The following is a 17,482-nucleotide window of genomic DNA, read 5'->3' as shown; positions in this document are numbered from 1 at the left end:
GCCTCCGCCTCCTCCGCCGCCAAAACCGCCACCGCCGAAACCGCCTGAGCCGCCCGAACCGCCGCGGCCGGCGGGAAGGATACCGAGCATCTGACCTACAAAAAAAGTGAGGATGAACAACAACACCAAAAACACGAACAGCCCCGGATGCCGCGAAACGAAATCGTCTTGCGGGTCACCGCTGGATTCATACACCGTCGACGGTTCGTCCAGAGGGTTCCCGCCCAGCACCACCAGCATCGCCGCCACGCCGTCGCTGATACCTTTGCTGAAATTGCCGGCCTTGAACGCCGGGGTGATGACCTGATTAATGATCACCGAACTCTGCGCATCGGTCAGGCGCTCTTCCAGGCCATAGCCGACTTCGATGCGCAGTTTGCGCTCATCACGGGCGACGATCAGCAAGGCACCGTTGTTTTTGTCTTTCTGGCCGATGCCCCAGTAGCGCCCCAGTTGATAGCCGAAGTCGGCAATGTCGGTGCCCTGCAAGTCCGGCAAGGTCACCACTACCAGCTGTTCACCGGTGACTTTCTCATGGGCCTGAAGCTGTTGCGTCAGTTGCTCGCGCACCGATGGCTCGATCATCCGGGCGTTATCCACCACCCGCCCGGTCAGCTCCGGAAACTTCAATTCGGCCTGGGCCGCCAGGGTGAACACCCACAGCAACAGCACCAGGCCAGCTTTCAACACGCGCATGGGCAACCTCAAAATTTGACTTCAGGTGGCTTCTCCGAACCCGGCGTGGCCTCGAAGGTCTCGCGAACCGGCAGGTTGCTGTACATCACGCTGTGCCACAGGCGACCAGGGAAGGTGCGGATCTCGGTGTTGTACTTCTGCACCGCCAGGATGAAATCGCGTCGGGCCACGCTGATGCGGTTTTCGGTGCCTTCAAGCTGTGACTGCAGGGCCAGGAAGTTTTGATTGGCCTTCAGATCCGGATAGCGCTCGGATACCACCATCAGTCGGCTCAAGGCGCCGCTGAGTTGATCCTGGGCCTGCTGGTACTGCTTGAGTTTTTCCGGGTTGTCCAACGTGGAGGCGTCGACCTGGATCGAGGTGGCCTTGGCCCGGGCCTCGATGACGGCAGTCAGGGTCTCTTTTTCATGGGCGGCGTAGCCCTTGACGGTTTCCACCAGGTTGGGGATCAGGTCGGCGCGGCGCTGATACTGGTTCTGCACCTGGCCCCAGGCGGCTTTGGCCTGCTCATCGAGGGTCGGGATATTGTTGATGCCGCAGGCGGTCAGCAACGTGGCCAACACCAGCAATGTGGCGATTTGCAGGTTCGACCGAGTGGCGAGTTGTACATTCATCAGAGTGATGCTCCCTTCACATTTCATGGAAAAAACAACCAGCGACCCTCTCGGCCGGCTCTTGGGGCATAATCGGCCGCGCTACTGGATCGCATCGGGGCAATAGGCTAAAAAATGCCCTGCGCAAAAAACACATCCGAACTTCGGCTGTCGTTTTTCAATCAGCACCCGAACAACAATAGACGCTCCCTAAATTTTGGCTGGCCGGCGAGTCCATCGCCGTTTGGGCCTTTGAGAAAACAATTCATGAAGAAGCTGTGTTTGCTGGGCCTGCTCGTCAGCCTGGCCAGTCATAACGTATTGGCCGCCACGACGCCCGCACCTCTGGAAAACAAGGACGCCTTCGTCAGCAACCTGATGAAGCAGATGACCCTCGATGAAAAAATCGGCCAGTTGCGCCTGATCAGCATCGGCCCGGAAATGCCCCGGGAGCTGATCCGCAAGGAAATCGCGGCAGGTAACATCGGCGGTACATTCAACTCGATCACCCGCGCGGAAAACCGTCCGATGCAGGACGCGGCCATGCGCAGCCGGTTGAAGATCCCGATGTTCTTCGCCTACGACGTGATCCACGGCCACCGCACCATTTTCCCGATCCCGCTGGCCCTGGCGTCGAGCTGGGACATGGACGCCATTGGCCTGTCCGGGCGCATTGCCGCCAAGGAAGCCGCGGCGGACAGCCTCGACATCACCTTCGCGCCGATGGTCGACATTTCCCGCGACCCGCGCTGGGGCCGGACCTCCGAAGGCTTCGGCGAAGACACCTACCTGGTGTCGCGCATTGCCGGCGTGATGGTCAAGGCGCTCCAGGGTGTCGGCGCCAACGCCGCCGACAGCATCATGGCCAGCGTCAAGCACTTCGCCCTGTACGGCGCGGTCGAGGGCGGTCGCGACTACAACGTCGTCGACATGAGCCCGGTCAAGATGTACCAGGACTATCTACCACCGTATCGCGCGGCGATTGACGCCGGTGCCGGCGGGGTGATGGTCGCGCTGAACTCGATCAACGGTGTACCGGCCACCGCCAACACCTGGCTGATGAACGACCTGTTGCGCAAGGAATGGGGCTTCAAAGGCCTGGCGGTCAGCGACCACGGGGCGATTTTCGAGTTGATCAAGCACGGCGTCGCCGCCGACGGTCGCGAAGCGGCGAAGCTGGCGATCAAGGCCGGCATCCACATGAGCATGAACGACACCTTGTACGGCAAGGAACTGCCGGGGCTGTTGAAATCCGGCGAGATCCAGCAGAGCGACATCGACAACGCCGTGCGTGCGGTACTGGACGCCAAGTACGACATGGGCCTGTTCAAGGACCCGTACCTGCGCATCGGCAAGGCCGAGGATGATCCAGCCGACACCTATGCCGACAGCCGTCTGCACCGCGCTGAAGCCCGTGACGTGGCGCGTCGCAGCCTGGTGCTGCTGAAAAACCAGGGCGAAACCCTGCCGCTGAAGAAAACCGCGAAAATCGCCCTGGTCGGTCCGCTGGCCAAGGCGCCGATCGACATGATGGGCAGCTGGGCCGCCGCCGGTCGCCCTGCGCAATCGGTGACCCTGTTCGATGGCATGAGCAATGTTATCGGTGACAAATCGACGCTGATCTACGCCCGTGGCGCCAACATCACCAGTGACAAGAAAATCCTCGACTACCTGAACTTCCTCAACTTCGATGCGCCGGAAGTGGTCGATGACCCGCGTCCGGCCAACGTGTTGATCGACGAAGCGGTGAAAGCCGCCAAGGATGCCGACGTGGTCGTTGCCGCTGTGGGCGAATCCCGTGGCATGTCCCACGAATCGTCGAGCCGTACCGACCTGAACATCCCGGAAAACCAGCGCGCGCTGATCCGTGCCCTGAAAGCCACCGGCAAACCGCTGGTGCTGGTGCTGATGAACGGCCGTCCGCTGTCGATTCTCGAAGAGAACGAACAGGCTGACGCAATCCTGGAAACCTGGTTCAGCGGCACCGAGGGCGGCAACGCCATCGCCGACGTGCTGTTCGGCGACTACAACCCGTCGGGCAAACTGCCGATCACCTTCCCGCGTTCGGTGGGCCAGATTCCGACCTACTACAACCACCTGAGCATCGGCCGGCCATTCACCCCGGGCAAACCGGGCAACTACACCTCGCAGTATTTCGATGACACCACGGGTCCCCTGTACCCGTTCGGCTACGGCCTGAGCTACACCGATTTCAGCCTGAGCAACATGGCCCTGTCATCGACCACGCTGAACAAGACCGGCAAGCTCGACGCCAGCGTCACCGTGAAGAACACCGGCAAGCGTGACGGCGAAACCGTGGTCCAGCTGTACATCCAGGACGTGACCGGCTCGATGATCCGTCCGCTTAAGGAACTGAAGAACTTCCAGAAAGTGATGCTCAAGGCCGGCGAACAGAAAGTCGTGCACTTCACCATCACCGAGGATGACCTGAAGTTCTACAACACCCAGCTCAAGTATGCCGCGGAGCCGGGCAAGTTCAACGTGCAGATCGGCCTGGATTCCAAGGACGTGACGCAGCAGAGCTTTGAATTGCTGTAATCCTTCAAACGCCGCAAAAACCTGTGGGAGCTGGCTTGCCAGCTCCCACAATGTTTTAGGGGGTGGCGACTATCCCCGCCGATCCAACAGATTCACCACCACCCGATCCACCCATCCCCACACCCGCTGCTTGACCCGCCGCCACAGCGGTCGGCGTTGCCATGTCTCCAGGCTGACTTCCTGGCTCAGGGCAAAGTCCCTTTCGAAACTCGCCGCCACCGCCCGGGTCAGTCCGGGGTCCAGGGCTTCAAGATTGGCTTCGAGGTTGAAGCGCAGATTCCAGTGATCGAAATTGCACGAACCGATGCTCACCCAATCATCGATCAGGACCATTTTCAGATGCAGGAAACACGGCTGGTACTCGAAAATCTGCACGCCGGACTTGAGCAGTCGCGGGTAGTAACGATGCCCGGCGTAGCGCACTGACGGGTGATCGGTACGCGGGCCAGTCAGCAGCAGACGTACGTCGACGCCACGGGAAGCCGCGCGGCGCAGGGAGCGACGGACTTTCCAGGTCGGCAGAAAGTACGGCGTGGCCAGCCAAATCCGCCGCTGGCCGCTGTTCAGCGCACGAATCAGCGATTGCAGGATGTCGCGATGCTGGCGGGCGTCGGCGTAGGCAACCCGGCCCATGCCCTCGCCCATGGACGGCACGCGGGGCAGACGTGGCAGGCCGAAATGCGCGGCGGGTTTCCAGGCGCGACGATGGCGGTTGGCGATCCATTGGCGGTCGAACAGCAGCTGCCAGTCGATCACCAGCGGGCCGGTGATTTCCACCATCACTTCATGCCATTCGCTGACGTCTTCACCCGGCGTCCAGAACTCATCGGTAACGCCGGTGCCACCGACCACGGCCATCGTTTGATCCACCAACAACAGCTTGCGGTGATCACGGTAGAAGTTGCCGAGCCAACGCCGCCAGCTCAGGCGATTGTAGAAACGCAGCTCGACCCCGGCAGCCATCAGGCGCTGGCGCAAGGTCAGGGTGAAGGCGAGGCTGCCGTAATCGTCGAACAGGCAACGCACTCGCACGCCGCGCTCGGCCGCCTGGACCAATGCCTGCACCATGGCCTCGGCACAAGCGCCCGCCTCCACCAGGTACAGCTCCAGTTCGACCTGTTCTTCGGCCCGGGCAATCGCCACCAGCATGCGCGGGAAAAACTGCGGGCCATCAATCAGCAGTTCGAAGTGGTTACCTTCACGCCAGGGAAAAATTGCACCGGCCATGTCAGCGCGCCGTGAAGATCAGGACAGCGCCCACCGGCACCGACAGGCTGATGGCCGACAGCCCGGCGACCTTGCGCAGGGTTTCCAGGCCGGGCGCCAGGTCGAAGTCTTCGGCATTAATCACCAACGGTTCCAGGGTTACCACCTGGAAACGCCGGTCATCGAGGCGTGTGGCCAGCAGTTCGGCGTTGTAGGTGTGTTGCTTGCCGTGCAAATCGACGGTCAGCGGCAGGCGCAATTCCAGTTGCGCACCGGGGGCGAGGTCGTTGATCGGGCGCAAGTCGATTTGCGTGGTGATCAGCGCTTCGGGAAAGGTCTGAATCTCGAACAAGTCCTTGCGCATGCGTTCGTCGCGCAATGGAATGCCGCTGTTGATCGAGTCGAGCTCGACTTCCACCTGCGCCAGGCCCTTGGGGTCGACCTTGCCGTGCAGCACCAGAAAGCGCTGCACTTCGGAAACATTGGCGTTTTTGGTGCTGACGAACGACAGCCGCGAGGATTCGCCGTCCAGATACCAATTGGCCCGGGCAGACAGCGAAGCGCCGGCCAACAGCAGGATGGCGAGGGTTTGGGTGACAGACCGCATGAACATAGAGACTCGTGGGGGCAGATAAACCTGTGCTGAACCTTAACTGGCCTGACACAGGTTGCAAACTTTCTGTTGCCTTGAGTCTATAACCCGTCACAAGTTCCGCTTAGGCCATCGCCTGCTGCACATCGCCAATGGTCGCCGCCAGGCTGTTGAGGTGCAGGCTCAGCACCCGCTCCACCGGCGCCTGATCCATCGGCCAGTGCAACGCCATGCTGCCGACCAGGCGACCCTCGGTATGAATCGGCAAGGCCACCGCACGAATCAGGAACGGCAGGCGCACCGGGTATTCCCAGTAGCCTTCGGTACGCTGGCCGAAGCCCTGATGCAGTGCCTCCTGGGTGGTGGTGTACAAGGATTCGTCGTTCAGCCGCTCGCGCTCGGCCAGGCGTTCCACCTCATGGCTTTGCAGTTCACCCAGGCAAGCGCGCCCCATCGCCGAATGAAACAGGCTGGCGTGCTGGCCGACGATCTGGCAGTTGTTCGGATAGCGTTTGCGCAACACCGTGGGGATCGCGCTTTCCATGACCTCCACCCGCTCGCCGTCAAAACACGACAAGTCCGCCACCAGCCCGGTGCGCTCGCTCAATTCCACCAACAGCGGCGCGGCGTTTTCCACCAGGCGCCGCTTGAAGCGTTGCCGGTTGTCACCGAACAGGCGCTTGGCGCACAGGCGATAACGCCGGTCGCTCAAGCCGCGATAGACCCAGCCCTGCTCCTGCAAGGTCAGCAACATGCGCGACACCGTGGCCTTGGGCAGGGTCGTCAGGTAGTGCAATTGCTCAAGGCCCAACGCCTGATGCTCGCCCAGCAACTCGACGATCGCCAGGGCGCGCTCCACGGAACGTACGCTGCCGGTTTCTGCCTTGCTGTCCATGTGATCGACCTCCGTATGCCCGAAATGGATGATCGATTGATCGGTTTACAAAAGAAAGCAAATTACGCGCCCGTCCGCAGTGCTCAGGCATTTTGCAGACAACCGGGTGGCCGCCGTTTGACCCATTGCGTCAGTTGTTCATGGGCATAAGCCAATTGCAGCACCGCACGGTCGGCCTGGGCCGGGCCAATGATTTGCAGGCCCATTGGCAAGCCGGCCGGGTTGAAACCCACCGGCACGTTCATGCTCGGCAGACCGGCCAGGGTCGGCCCGATCACCACTTCCATCCAGCGGTGATAAGTGTCCATGGCCTGCCCGCCGACGACGCGCGGCCAAGGGGTCTGTGCATCAAAAGGGAACACTTGGGCGGTGGGCAGCAACAGGAAATCGTAGCGCTCGAACAACTCGCTCAAGGCTCGATACCATTCGCTGCGGCTGATCGACGCCTGATAGACATCCGCCGCGGTCAGGCGCCGTCCGCCCTCGATCTCCCATCGGGCTTCGGCTTTGAGTTGCTCGCGCTGGTGCGGATCGGCATACAGCGCGCCGAGGCCGCCTTGCACCAGCCAGTGGCGGTGCACCAGCCAGGTTTGCCACAAACGCTCCATGGAAAAGTCCGGCTGGCAGGCCTCGACTTTGCAGCCCAGCGCTTCGAAGTCCGGCAACGCCGACTCGCACAGGCTCATCACCCCCGGGTCCATCGGCAGGTAGCCGTTGTAGTCGCCCAGCCAACCGAGCCGGACATCGCTAAAATCCTGCGCCAGCGACTGATGGAAAATCTCTGGATCTTGTGTCAGCGACAACGGCACACGCGGGTCGTAACCGGCCTGAGTGCCCAACAAGCGAGCCACATCCGTGACGGTACGGCCCATCGGCCCTTCGGTGGCCAGTTGCTGGACGAACACTTCCGGCGCCGGGCCGTGGGGCACGCGGCCCTGGGATGGGCGCAAACCAAAGACGTTGTTGAACGCCGCCGGGTTGCGTAGCGAGCCCATCATGTCGCTGCCGTCGGCCACCGGCAGCATGTGCAAGGCCAGCGCCACCGCTGCCCCGCCGCTGCTGCCGCCGGCGACCAGTGTCGGGTCGTAGGCGTTGGTGGTGGTGCCGAATACGCTGTTGTAGGTCTGCGAGCCGAGGCCGAATTCCGGGACGTTGGTCTTGCCGATGATGATCGCCCCGGCATTGCGCACCCGCGCCACGCTGATCGCATCCTGTTGCGGGACTTGCTCGGCGAACAGCGGCGAGCCCATGGTCGTGCGCAACCCGGCGGTGGCCGCCAGGTCCTTGATCGCTTGCGGCATGCCGTGCATCCAGCCACGGGACTGGCCCTGGTCCAGTTGTCGGTCACAGGCGTCGGCTTCAGCCAGCAGCTCTTCAGGCGGGCGCAGCGATACCAGCGCATTAACCTGCGGATTAAAACGCTCGATCTGCGCCAGATAGGCCTGCATTACTTCGCGACAGGACACCTGGCGTGCGTGGATGGCCCGGGACAGCGCATCGGCGTCCAGTTCGACAATCGGATGGATGCTCAAGGTTTCACTCCAAGGTCAAGTTCAACGGATTGCCTGGCGCGCGGTGCTTCATGCATGCAGTAAGTACCCAGCAGCGTCAGTACACAAGCGAACAGCACATAGAAGGATGGCGCCACCGGCGTGGCCAACGCCTTGCTCAGCCAGGTGACGATCAGCGGGGCAAAACCGCCGAACACCATGACCGCCACGTTGTAGGCCACCGAGACTCCCGTGGACCGCACTTCGATGGGAAACTGCTCGGCCAGCGCCGTCGGGGCCGGGCCGAAGAAACCACCAATCGCGCTGCACAACAACAGTTGCATCACCAGCAAACGTTCCACCGACGGCGCTGCCGCCACCCAGACATATAGCGGATACACCATCAGGAAAAACGCCAGGGTGAAGGCCATCAACACCGGACGCCGGCCAAGACGGTCCGACAGCGCACCGGACAACGGAATCACCACGGTCATCAGCGCCACCGCGAGCATCTGCACCAGCAGCACCTGATCCAGCGGCAGGCCCAGGTTCTTGTGGGCAAAGGTCGGCATGTTCACCAGCACCACGTAGAACGACACGGTCGCGCCACAGGCCAGGCCCATCGATACCAGAATGCTGCGCCGATGTTCGCGAATCACTTGCAGCAATCCCGGATTTTCGCCCTTGGCCTGTTTACGCGCCTCGAGGAATTCTTCCGGTTCCTCCATGTGCTTGCGAATCCACAACCCCACCGGGCCGATCAACAGACCGATGACGAACGGAATCCGCCAGCCCCAGCTGTCCAGCGCCTCGGGCGACAGCAGATGTGTGAACAACGCCACCATGCCCGCGCCGGAGAATACCGCCAGGCATTGCCCGACCAACTGCCACGAGCCGTACAGCCCCTTGCGGTGCGCCGGCGCGCTTTCCACCAGGAAGGCCGTGGCACTGGCATATTCGCCGCCCGTGGCGAAGCCTTGCAGCATCCGCGCGACCACGATCAACAGCGGCGCGCCCATGCCGATGGCGGCGTAGTTCGGCGCGAAGGCAATCAGCGCGATGGACACGGTCATCAGGCGGATGATCATCTGCATCGCCGCCTTGCGCCCTTTGCGGTCCGAATACATGCCCAACAAAATGCCGCCCACCGGGCGCATGAAAAAGCCGACGCCGAAGGTCGCCAGGGCCATCAACAACGATGCGTATTCATCCTCGGAGGGGAAGAACTGCCGGGCGATGATGCTCGCCAAAAAGCCGTAAACGATGAAGTCATACCATTCCAGCGCGTTGCCGATGACGGCGGCGACCACCTGCCGGGTACGCGAAACGCCAGTACTCGAAGTCTGCATGGGGAACTCTCCAAACCTGTTGGGTGATGCCGGGCGCGACATTACGCACCCGGTCCAGCGGCAGTAGAAAGTGAAAGGTCAGGCCGGCTTGAGCCAGCTCTCGGTCAGCGCGCCCCAGTACGCCGCGCCGGTCAGCAGGATGTCATCGTTAAAGTCATAGGCCGGGTTGTGCACCATCGGCCGCGATACGCCGTTGCCGATGAACAGGTAAGCACCGGGGCAACGTTGCAGCATCCAGGCGAAGTCTTCGCTGCCCATCAGTTTGGCGGTGTTGCCATCGACGGCGTCGGCACCGAGCAGCTCGACGCCGACTTGCCGGGCAAATTCGGTTTCGGCCGCGTGATTGACCAGTACCGGGTAGGCCGGACGGTGTTCGAGGGTCGAGGTGCAGCCGAAGCTGCGGGTCTGGGCTTCGATGATCGCGCGTACCCGCTCAAGGGTTTGTTCACGTACCTGGGCGTTCAGCGCACGCAGGCTCAGGCGCAGGATCGCCTGTTGCGGAATGACGTTGGCCGCTTCCCCGGCCTGCAATGCACCGACCGTCACCACCGCCGCCTGCTGCGCATCGATATTGCGCGCGACCACGGTTTGCAGGGCCATGACCACGCTGGCCGCCGCCACCAGCGGGTCCACCGCCAGATGCGGCATCGAGCCGTGGCCGCCGACGCCTTCAATCGTCACCGTGAGCAGATCCTGTGAGGCCATCATCGGCCCTTCGCGAAAGCCCAGATGCCCGGCCGGCAGGCCCGGCATGTTATGCATGCCGAACAGGGCGTCGCAGGGAAAACGTTCGAGCAAGCCATCGGCGAGCATCGCTTCGGCGCCGCCCTGGCCTTCTTCGGCGGGCTGGAAAATCAGGGTCAGGGTGCCGTCGAACTGGCGAGTCGCCGCCAGGTAACGCGCCGCACCCAGCAACATGGTGGTGTGGCCGTCGTGCCCACAGGCGTGCATGCAGCCCTGATGCCGGCTGCTATAGGCCGCGCCGGTGTTTTCGATGATCGGCAACGCGTCCATGTCGGCCCGAATCCCGAGCTTGCGCGGGCTGCTGCCGTTGCGCAGCACACCGACCACGCCGGTCTTGCCGATGCCGGTGTGCACCTCATAACCCCACTCTTTCAAGGATTGGGCGACCAGCGCCGAGGTACGGTTTTCCTCGAAGCCAAGTTCAGGGTGGGCGTGGATGTCCTGGCGGGTGGCGTGCAGGTCGCTGGCCACGTCGTTGAGCCAGGCAAGGATGTGCTGATGTCGGGTCATGACGATTGTCCTCGGGCCGGGTGTATTCCCGTTCTTTTTGTTCGCGGTGATTTCGCGACACATCAAGGCAGGTCGCGCTCACTGCCAGATAACCGCGAGTCGCGCGCGAGGACAATCGAATGTGGTTCCACGGTGTGGAACCTGAGGAGCCGATCAATTGAAACTCACATAAAACCCTGTGGGAGCGAGCCTGCTCGCGAATGCAATTGCAGCCCCACTACTTGTGTCGCGCCTGCCGACGCTTTCGCGAGCAGGCTCGCTCCCACAGGTGTTGTGTATATGGAGTCAGGGGTCCAAGCGACAGCCCTGACGCTCGCCAATCCAGGTCGCGCTGTTGCTGCGCCCTAACCCGCTGACGGTGATGCGTTTGGTCGCGGCGTCATCGTTAAAGCCGTTGGTCGGCAGCCACTGTTTCACGTAGCTGTGGCAATACGCCGAGTCATTGTTCATCACATATCGACACGAGCAATATTCCTTGGCGGTGTAGGCGCTGATGATGTCCGGGAATGCCCAGAGCGCCACGCGCTCCTGCCATCCCCATCCGAGCAAGGCGACTAGCAGAATCAACAACACCGTGCTGAACAGTCGTCGACGCACAAATGAACGACGGCTCATGGCTGCACCTTCCCGGCAAAGGCCTTGAGCGCGAGTTTGAGCAGTTCGTTGTGCCGGTAACTTCCATCACGGTCATCGCCGTAACGCACGATTACCAGGTTTTCGCTGGGGATCACGTACATCGCCTGCCCCCAATGGCCCAGCGCGGAGAAGGTATCGGCGGGGGCATCGGGCCAGGGTTGTGCCGCGCTATTCACCGCACGGTTCAGCCACCAGTGGCCGCCAGGCACTGCATCATCCTGGTTGGTGCGATAGTGGACGAACGGTTCGCGGTTGAATGCGACCCAATCCTTGGGCAGCAATTGCCGATCGCCCCAGCGACCGTCGCGGGCCATCAACAAGCCGATGCGGGCCAGGTCGCGCGCGCTGAGGTAGGCGTAGGACGAGGCGACGAATGTGCCCGTGGCATCGGTTTCCCAGATCGCATGACGAATGCCCAGCGGCTCGAACAATGCGGTCCACGGATAGCTTGCGTAACGATCCGGGCCGACGATGGTTTTCAGTGCGGCGGACAACAGGTTGCTGTCACCGCTGGAATAACGGAACGCCTGCCCCGGTGCGGCATAGGTGTCGTGAGCAGCGGTGAACGCGGCCATGTCCGGGTGTCCACGGGTGTAGAGCATGGCGACCACCGAGGACTTCAACGGTGCGTATTCATAGTCTTCCTGCCAGTCGAGTCCGGATGCCCAATGCAGCAGGTCGGCCATGGTCATCTCAGGGTATTTTTTTAGCGGCGGATAGTATTGGGCGACCGGATCCTGCAGTTTGAACCGGCCTTCGCCATAGGCCACGCCGAGGACCGTGGCCATCAGGCTCTTGCTGATCGACCAGGTCAGGTGCGGCGTCTCGGCGGTGGTCGGGTCGGCGTAGCGTTCGTAGATCAACTGGCCGTCGCGGATCACCAGCAAGGCGTCGGTACGGATGCCTTGGTGGGTGGTGTCATCGCGGGGTGGGAAGGCGTATGCCTCAAGTGCCTGAAGCGCCGGGCCGGTGATGGTCGGGCCGGCTGGCCATTGCTCGGTGGGCCAGTTTTCAGCGTGGGCTGTGAGGCTGAGCAAGAGGATGAAAAATAAGGACAAGCCTTTGAACATGGCGAGGGCTCAGGGTGAATAACCTGCTGAGCCTAGCCGAGGTTGATGACAGTTCCGGGATTTGTATCGTCTGTAATATCGCCTTCGCGAGCAGGCCTGCTCCCACAGGGGAATGCATTTCAAACTGTGCTCGCGAAGGGTCCGTCAATACGCCGCCAACGCCTTGGCCAACCGCTTCACCCGCGCCCCCGTCGCCAGATCCATCACCGCTTGATCGCGCTGCCACATCGCCGCCCACTCCGGCGGCCCTTCGACCAGCGCCTGATTCACTTCAGCCTTGAGCCCCTCGAACTGCGCAAACAATCCACCAAGCAGTACATGTCCAGCTTGATTGCCGGGCGCCTGGCGGCTGACTTCGGCACAACCGGCCAGCAGCGCCAGTAAACGCAGTTGCAGGGATTGCGGCCAGTCGCTGTCCTGACCGACGCCATACAGCCATGCCGTCATCGCGCTCAGCACATAAATGTCTTCCAGGGTGCGAAACGGTTTGACGTAGGCATCCCAGCCATCCCCCGCCAGCAATTCGCACAGCGCGTTATCCAAAAACAACCGACCGTGACTGATGTCCGGCATCAACGGGATCGCCGGCAGTTTCTCCACCCGCACCCCCGGCTCATCGGGATAGACCACCGCCAGGCTCAGGCGCGGATTTTCGCCGGGTTGTTCGCAACGCGCAGCGACCAGCAACCAGTCGGCGGCGTCGCCCGCAGTGACGAAATCCTTTTGCCCGCTCAAGCGCAATTCCCTCAGGCGAGTCTGCATGCTCGCCACCCGCAGGCTGCGTTGTTCGGTGGCGCACAGCGCGCCGAGGCTGGGCGGCGCGCTCGGCCAGAGCATGCGCAACGCCGCCTGATACCCCACCAGAAACGCCAGTCCCGGTGTCGCCATCATGCGTCCACCGACCACCGCCAGTTCAAACGGGGTGACGTTGCCCAGCTGCTGCAACAGCGTCACGAAACCCTCGCCCAGGTCCGGGTAGGCGGGCAAGCGATCGCGGCGATTCAACAGGGTCTGCCAGGGCATAAGAGGCTCCTTGTGGGCTGTCATATAAGCATCACCAAAGCTTAACGGCGATGACACCGGGGCTACATAGCCTGACTTTGCACAACAAGGCTGGATAAAGAAAGTCGATCCGCTGTAACCCAAAGACGGGTGAGCAGCCCGCACGGAGATTCGCCATGACTCAGATCGCCCGCATCAGCGACACCGGCAACGAACGCCGCCTGCAAGCCGAACGCCTGGTGGGCGCCGAGGCTTTGCAAGAGGCACAGGCCTTGCGCTTCAACGTGTTCAGCGGCGAGTTCAATGCCAAGCTGAAAGGCGCGGAGCAGGGTCTGGACATGGACGACTACGATGTTCATTGCGCCCATATCGGTGTGCGCGACTTGAACACCGGCCGCCTGGTGGCGACCACCCGCTTGCTCGACCACACGGCTGCCAGCAGCCTGGGTAAATTCTACAGCGAAGAAGAATTCAGCCTGCATGGCCTGGTCCATCTGCAAGGCCCGATCCTGGAAATCGGCCGTACCTGCGTCGACCCGGCCTACCGCAACGGCGGCACCATCGCCGTACTCTGGGGTGAGCTGGCCGAAGTGCTGAACCAGGGCGGCTACAGCTATTTGATGGGTTGCGCGAGCATCCCGATGCAGGACGGCGGCATCCAGGCCCATGCGATCATGCAGCGTCTGCGCGAACGTTACCTGTGCACCGAACACCTGCGGGCCGAGCCGAAAAAACCGCTGCCGTCCCTGGATATCCCATCGAACGTCATCGCGGAAATGCCGCCGCTGCTCAAGGCCTATATGCGCCTGGGGGCGAAGATTTGCGGCGAGCCGTGCTGGGACGAAGACTTCCAGGTCGCCGACGTGTTCATCCTGCTCAAACGCGACGAACTCTGCCCGCGCTACGCCAAACACTTCAAGGCGGCTGTGTAATGCGTCGGTTGCGCGTGTACGCGCGAATCGCGCGAGTGCTGCTGGTGGTTGCGCTCGGCCTGAGCATGGCCACTGTGTTCGGCGTGTTCGAACGCCTGGGCCTGGCTCACTCGATGGTCCGCCGCCAGCGCTGGTCGCGGTTTTTCATGGCGCGCCTGAGCAACGCCCTGCCCTTCGATGTGACCGTGCACGGTGAGTTGCCGAAGACACCGATGCTCTGGGTCAGCAACCACGTGTCCTGGACCGACATCCCGTTGCTGGGGATGCTCACGCCGCTGTCGTTCCTGTCCAAGGCCGAAGTGCGCACCTGGCCGGTGGCGGGCTGGTTGGCGGCCAAGGCCGGCAGCCTGTTTATCCGTCGCGGTTCGGGCGACAGCCAGTTGATCCGCAAACAGATGACCCGCCACCTGCAACAGGCACATCCGCTGCTGATGTTCCCCGAAGGCACCACCACCGATGGCCGCTCGCTGCGCACTTTCCACGGACGCCTGCTGTCGGCGGCGATCGATTCAGAAGTGAAGCTGCAGCCGGTGGCGATTCGTTATGTTCGCGACGGCAAGCCCGATACGCTGGCGCCGTTCGTTGGCGATGATGATTTGCTCTCGCACCTGATGCGCTTGTTTGCCAATGACCGGGGGGCGGTGGAGATTCACCTGCTCAAGCCGATCCCTTGCGAAGGCCGCGAACGTGCCGCACTGGCGTTCGAAGCGCAGCAGGCGGTGCAGAAGGCGTTGTTTGGCGCCGTGGTGGAGCCTCAACAAGCCCCGATGCGTCCTGCGATTGCAGCCTGAGTACATTTCCCTGTGGGAGCGGGCTTGCCCGCGATGAGGCCGGATCATCCGATGCATGTGTTAACTGACACATCGCCATCGCGGGCAAGCCCGCTCCCACAGTGATCTATGTTGCCGGTCGGTTTTGGGCAAATGCCTGAAGCTGCGGATAGAACAACCGGAAATCCTCGCTCAACGGCTCATACAACACCCGCAATTCCTGCATCGCTGCCGCCAGTTCCTCTGGCCGGGTCAAGCGCCGCGATATCCCCCGCAACACCTGTTCCAGCACTTCAAACTCCTGATACGAACCCAACCAGTCATTGGCCACCATGTGCGGCGCGATCCGCGCCAGGCGCTCCGGCAGTTGCGGCTGGCTGGACAGCACCCGGTACACGTCGGAGGTGAACAACTCCAGCGGCCGGTCCGCGTACAGCGTCCAGTCCCGTGCCAGGCAGTGATCGAAAAACACGTCGAGAACGATCCCGGCATAACGCCGGCGAGTCAGGGAAAAACGCGACAACGAGGCATCCACCAACGGATGGCGGTCGGTGAACACGTCGATGCTGCGATGCAGCTGGATGGCCGCCTCGATCTCCGGGTCGAACTGCCCTTGCAGCCGTCCCTTGACGAAATCGCCATAGAGACTGCCGAGCAATTGACCGGGACGCTGGCCACCGAGATGAAGATGTGCGAGATAGTTCATGGACGCAGCTTAGCACTGCGCCATTGTGCCTATACAATCCTCGTATCGTTATAACCCGATATATCGATTTATGCGGTCGTCAGATCGAAATCATATTGGTATATCGCGAAATACCGATTTAAAGTTCGCTTCATCGCGATATAGCGTTTTACTAATCACGAGCCCCCGATCATGAACATTGACCTCGACGAAATAATAAAAGCCCTGGCGCACCCGGTACGGCGAGACATCCTGCACTGGCTAAAAGACCCAACCGTCGAATTCCCCGATCAGTCTCACAGCAACGAGCACGGCGTTTGCGCCGGGCAGATCGATCAACGTTGCGGGTTGTCGCAGTCCACGGTGTCCGCACACCTGGCGACCCTGCAACGCGCCGGCCTGATCAGCAGCCGCAAAGTCGGACAGTGGCATTTTTTCAAACGTAACGAGGAAACCATCCAGGAGTTCCTCAAAGTCTTCAGCCAAGAGCTCTGACCCTGTGGGGCGTTCTCAATTGGTTTTCAAGCAGCGCCGTGAAAACCAATTGAGAACGCCCCCACGTCAGCCAGCCAAAAGGAAACAAACGATGCCCCTCTCGCTACTCATCCTGGCGTTAAGCGCCTTCGCCATCGGCACGACCGAATTCGTCATCATGGGCCTGCTGCCCAACGTGGCGGCCGACCTCGGTGTGTCAATCCCCGGCGCTGGCTGGCTGGTGACCGGTTACGCCCTGGGCGTGGCCATCGGTGCGCCGTTCATGGCGCTGGCCACCGCCAGGCTGCCGCGCAAGGCCGCCCTGGTAACGTTGATGGGTATCTTCATTGTCGGCAACCTGCTCTGCGCGGTGGCCAGTGACTACAACGTGCTGATGTTCGCCCGTGTCGTCACCGCCCTGTGCCACGGCGCCTTCTTCGGTATCGGTTCGGTAGTTGCGGCGGGCCTGGTGCCGGCCAACAAACGCGCCTCGGCCGTGGCCTTGATGTTCACCGGCCTGACCCTGGCCAACGTCCTCGGCGTGCCGCTGGGCACGGCGCTCGGTCAGGAAGCCGGCTGGCGCTCGACCTTCTGGGCGGTGACCGTGATCGGCGTCATTGCATTGATCGGCTTGATTCGCTTCCTGCCGGCCAAACGCGACGAAGAAAAACTCGACATGCGTGCCGAACTGCGTGCCCTCAAAGGCGCCGGTATCTGGTTGTCCCTGAGCATGACCGCGCTGTTCGCCGCTTCGGTGTTCACCCTGTTCACCTATGTCGCGCCACTGCTGGGCGAAGTCACCGGTGTCTCGCCCCGTGGCGTGACCTGGACCCTGATGCTCATCGGCCTGGGCCTGACCGTCGGCAACATCATCGGCGGCAAACTGGCTGACAAGGGCCTGGCCGCGACGCTGATCGGCGTCTTCATCTCGATGGCCGTGGTGTCCACGGTGCTGACCTGGACCAGCGTCGCGCTGATTCCGACCGAAATCACCCTGTTTCTCTGGGCCACCGCGTGTTTCGCCGCCGTGCCTGCCCTGCAAGTCAACGTGGTGACCTACGGCAAGGCGGCACCGAACCTGGTCTCGACCCTGAACATCGGCGCCTTCAACGTCGGCAACGCCCTGGGCGCCTGGGTCGGTGGCAGCGTCATCGCCCACGGTTTCGGCCTGACCAGCGTGCCCCTGGCGGCAGCGGCCCTGGCGGTACTCGCCTTGCTGGCGACCCTGATCACTTTCCGTCAGAGCGGTAATCCCGAGCTGGCTCCTGCTACCAACTAA

17 protein-coding genes are annotated in these 17,482 nt (G+C 62.1%); 5 read left to right on the top strand and 12 right to left on the bottom strand.

The genetic code is table 11. From position 1 onward, the window contains the following. Positions 1-696: YgcG family protein (locus FFS64_RS21645; RefSeq protein ID WP_137807093.1), on the bottom strand; the 696-nt coding region annotated here is incomplete at its 3' end. Between the two features lie 8 nt (positions 697-704). Then, on the bottom strand, positions 705-1,310 hold the full coding sequence (locus FFS64_RS21640; protein ID WP_137807092.1) for a LemA family protein: 606 nt from the start codon (positions 1,308-1,310) through the stop codon (positions 705-707). Between the two features lie 246 nt (positions 1,311-1,556). On the opposite strand from FFS64_RS21640, the gene bglX reads away from it, so the two are divergent. Then, on the top strand, positions 1,557-3,848 hold the full coding sequence (gene bglX, locus FFS64_RS21635; protein WP_137807091.1) for a beta-glucosidase BglX: 2,292 nt from the start codon (positions 1,557-1,559) through the stop codon (positions 3,846-3,848). Positions 3,849-3,917: 69 nt separating this feature from the next. Here bglX and FFS64_RS21630 read toward each other — a convergent pair whose 3' ends face one another. The 9 genes from FFS64_RS21630 to FFS64_RS21590 all read right to left on the bottom strand — a co-directional run bounded on the left by FFS64_RS21630 (position 3,918) and on the right by FFS64_RS21590 (position 13,363). After that, the gene (locus FFS64_RS21630) at positions 3,918-5,075 is read right to left on the bottom strand and encodes a phosphatidylserine/phosphatidylglycerophosphate/cardiolipin synthase family protein (protein ID WP_137807090.1); all 1,158 of its coding nucleotides are present in this window, start codon (positions 5,073-5,075) and stop codon (positions 3,918-3,920) included. A 1-nt stretch (position 5,076) separates the two neighbouring features. Further along, positions 5,077-5,667, bottom strand: a complete 591-nt coding sequence (locus FFS64_RS21625) for a YceI family protein (RefSeq protein ID WP_137807089.1) — start codon at positions 5,665-5,667, stop codon at positions 5,077-5,079. 103 nt (positions 5,668-5,770) lie between these two features. Continuing rightward, positions 5,771-6,541 (bottom strand): IclR family transcriptional regulator, encoded by a 771-nt coding sequence (locus FFS64_RS21620; protein ID WP_137807088.1) that lies wholly within the window; start codon positions 6,539-6,541, stop codon positions 5,771-5,773. Between the two features lie 83 nt (positions 6,542-6,624). Beyond that, positions 6,625-8,067, bottom strand: a complete 1,443-nt coding sequence (locus tag FFS64_RS21615) for an amidase (RefSeq protein WP_171017117.1) — start codon at positions 8,065-8,067, stop codon at positions 6,625-6,627. A gap of 2 nt (positions 8,068-8,069) precedes the next feature. Further along, entirely contained in the window at positions 8,070-9,380 is a 1,311-nt protein-coding gene (locus FFS64_RS21610; protein ID WP_095195425.1) for a citrate-proton symporter, read from the bottom strand. A 78-nt stretch (positions 9,381-9,458) separates the two neighbouring features. Beyond that, a complete protein-coding gene (locus tag FFS64_RS21605; RefSeq protein WP_137807086.1) occupies positions 9,459-10,634 on the bottom strand; it encodes a M20 aminoacylase family protein in 1,176 nt (391 codons plus the stop codon). A gap of 285 nt (positions 10,635-10,919) precedes the next feature. Beyond that, positions 10,920-11,249: an amidase gene (locus FFS64_RS21600; RefSeq protein WP_137807085.1), complete on the bottom strand. Its 330-nt coding sequence runs from the start codon at positions 11,247-11,249 to the stop codon at positions 10,920-10,922. Next, on the bottom strand, positions 11,246-12,340 hold the full coding sequence (locus FFS64_RS21595) for a serine hydrolase (protein ID WP_137807084.1): 1,095 nt from the start codon (positions 12,338-12,340) through the stop codon (positions 11,246-11,248). Before FFS64_RS21595 ends, FFS64_RS21600 begins: the two co-directional genes overlap by 4 nt. A gap of 144 nt (positions 12,341-12,484) precedes the next feature. Beyond that, the gene (locus tag FFS64_RS21590) at positions 12,485-13,363 is read right to left on the bottom strand and encodes an acyl-CoA dehydrogenase family protein (protein ID WP_137807083.1); all 879 of its coding nucleotides are present in this window, start codon (positions 13,361-13,363) and stop codon (positions 12,485-12,487) included. Positions 13,364-13,518: 155 nt separating this feature from the next. Between FFS64_RS21590 and olsB the strand changes: the two genes are divergently transcribed. Further along, positions 13,519-14,274: an L-ornithine N(alpha)-acyltransferase gene (gene olsB, locus FFS64_RS21585; protein ID WP_137807082.1), complete on the top strand. Its 756-nt coding sequence runs from the start codon at positions 13,519-13,521 to the stop codon at positions 14,272-14,274. Further along, positions 14,274-15,065: a lysophospholipid acyltransferase family protein gene (locus FFS64_RS21580; protein ID WP_137807081.1), complete on the top strand. Its 792-nt coding sequence runs from the start codon at positions 14,274-14,276 to the stop codon at positions 15,063-15,065. Before olsB ends, FFS64_RS21580 begins: the two co-directional genes overlap by 1 nt. A 106-nt stretch (positions 15,066-15,171) precedes the next feature. On the opposite strand, the gene FFS64_RS21575 is transcribed toward FFS64_RS21580, so the two are convergent. Continuing rightward, positions 15,172-15,750, bottom strand: coding sequence for an ACP phosphodiesterase (locus FFS64_RS21575; RefSeq protein ID WP_095195418.1), 579 nt, complete (start codon positions 15,748-15,750; stop codon positions 15,172-15,174). 171 nt (positions 15,751-15,921) lie between these two features. On the opposite strand from FFS64_RS21575, the gene FFS64_RS21570 reads away from it, so the two are divergent. Together FFS64_RS21570 and FFS64_RS21565 are read left to right on the top strand one after the other, a co-directional pair. Further along, a complete protein-coding gene (locus FFS64_RS21570) occupies positions 15,922-16,224 on the top strand; it encodes a helix-turn-helix transcriptional regulator (protein ID WP_137807080.1) in 303 nt (100 codons plus the stop codon). Positions 16,225-16,315: 91 nt separating this feature from the next. Continuing rightward, positions 16,316-17,482: an MFS transporter gene (locus FFS64_RS21565; protein WP_137807079.1), complete on the top strand. Its 1,167-nt coding sequence runs from the start codon at positions 16,316-16,318 to the stop codon at positions 17,480-17,482.

Source organism: Pseudomonas sp. G(2018), assembly GCF_005502415.1.
Taxonomy (GTDB): Bacteria; Pseudomonadota; Gammaproteobacteria; order Pseudomonadales; family Pseudomonadaceae; genus Aquipseudomonas.
The sequence above is the reverse complement of the archived record's forward strand: the minus strand, read 5'-3'. Positions and strand labels throughout refer to the sequence as shown.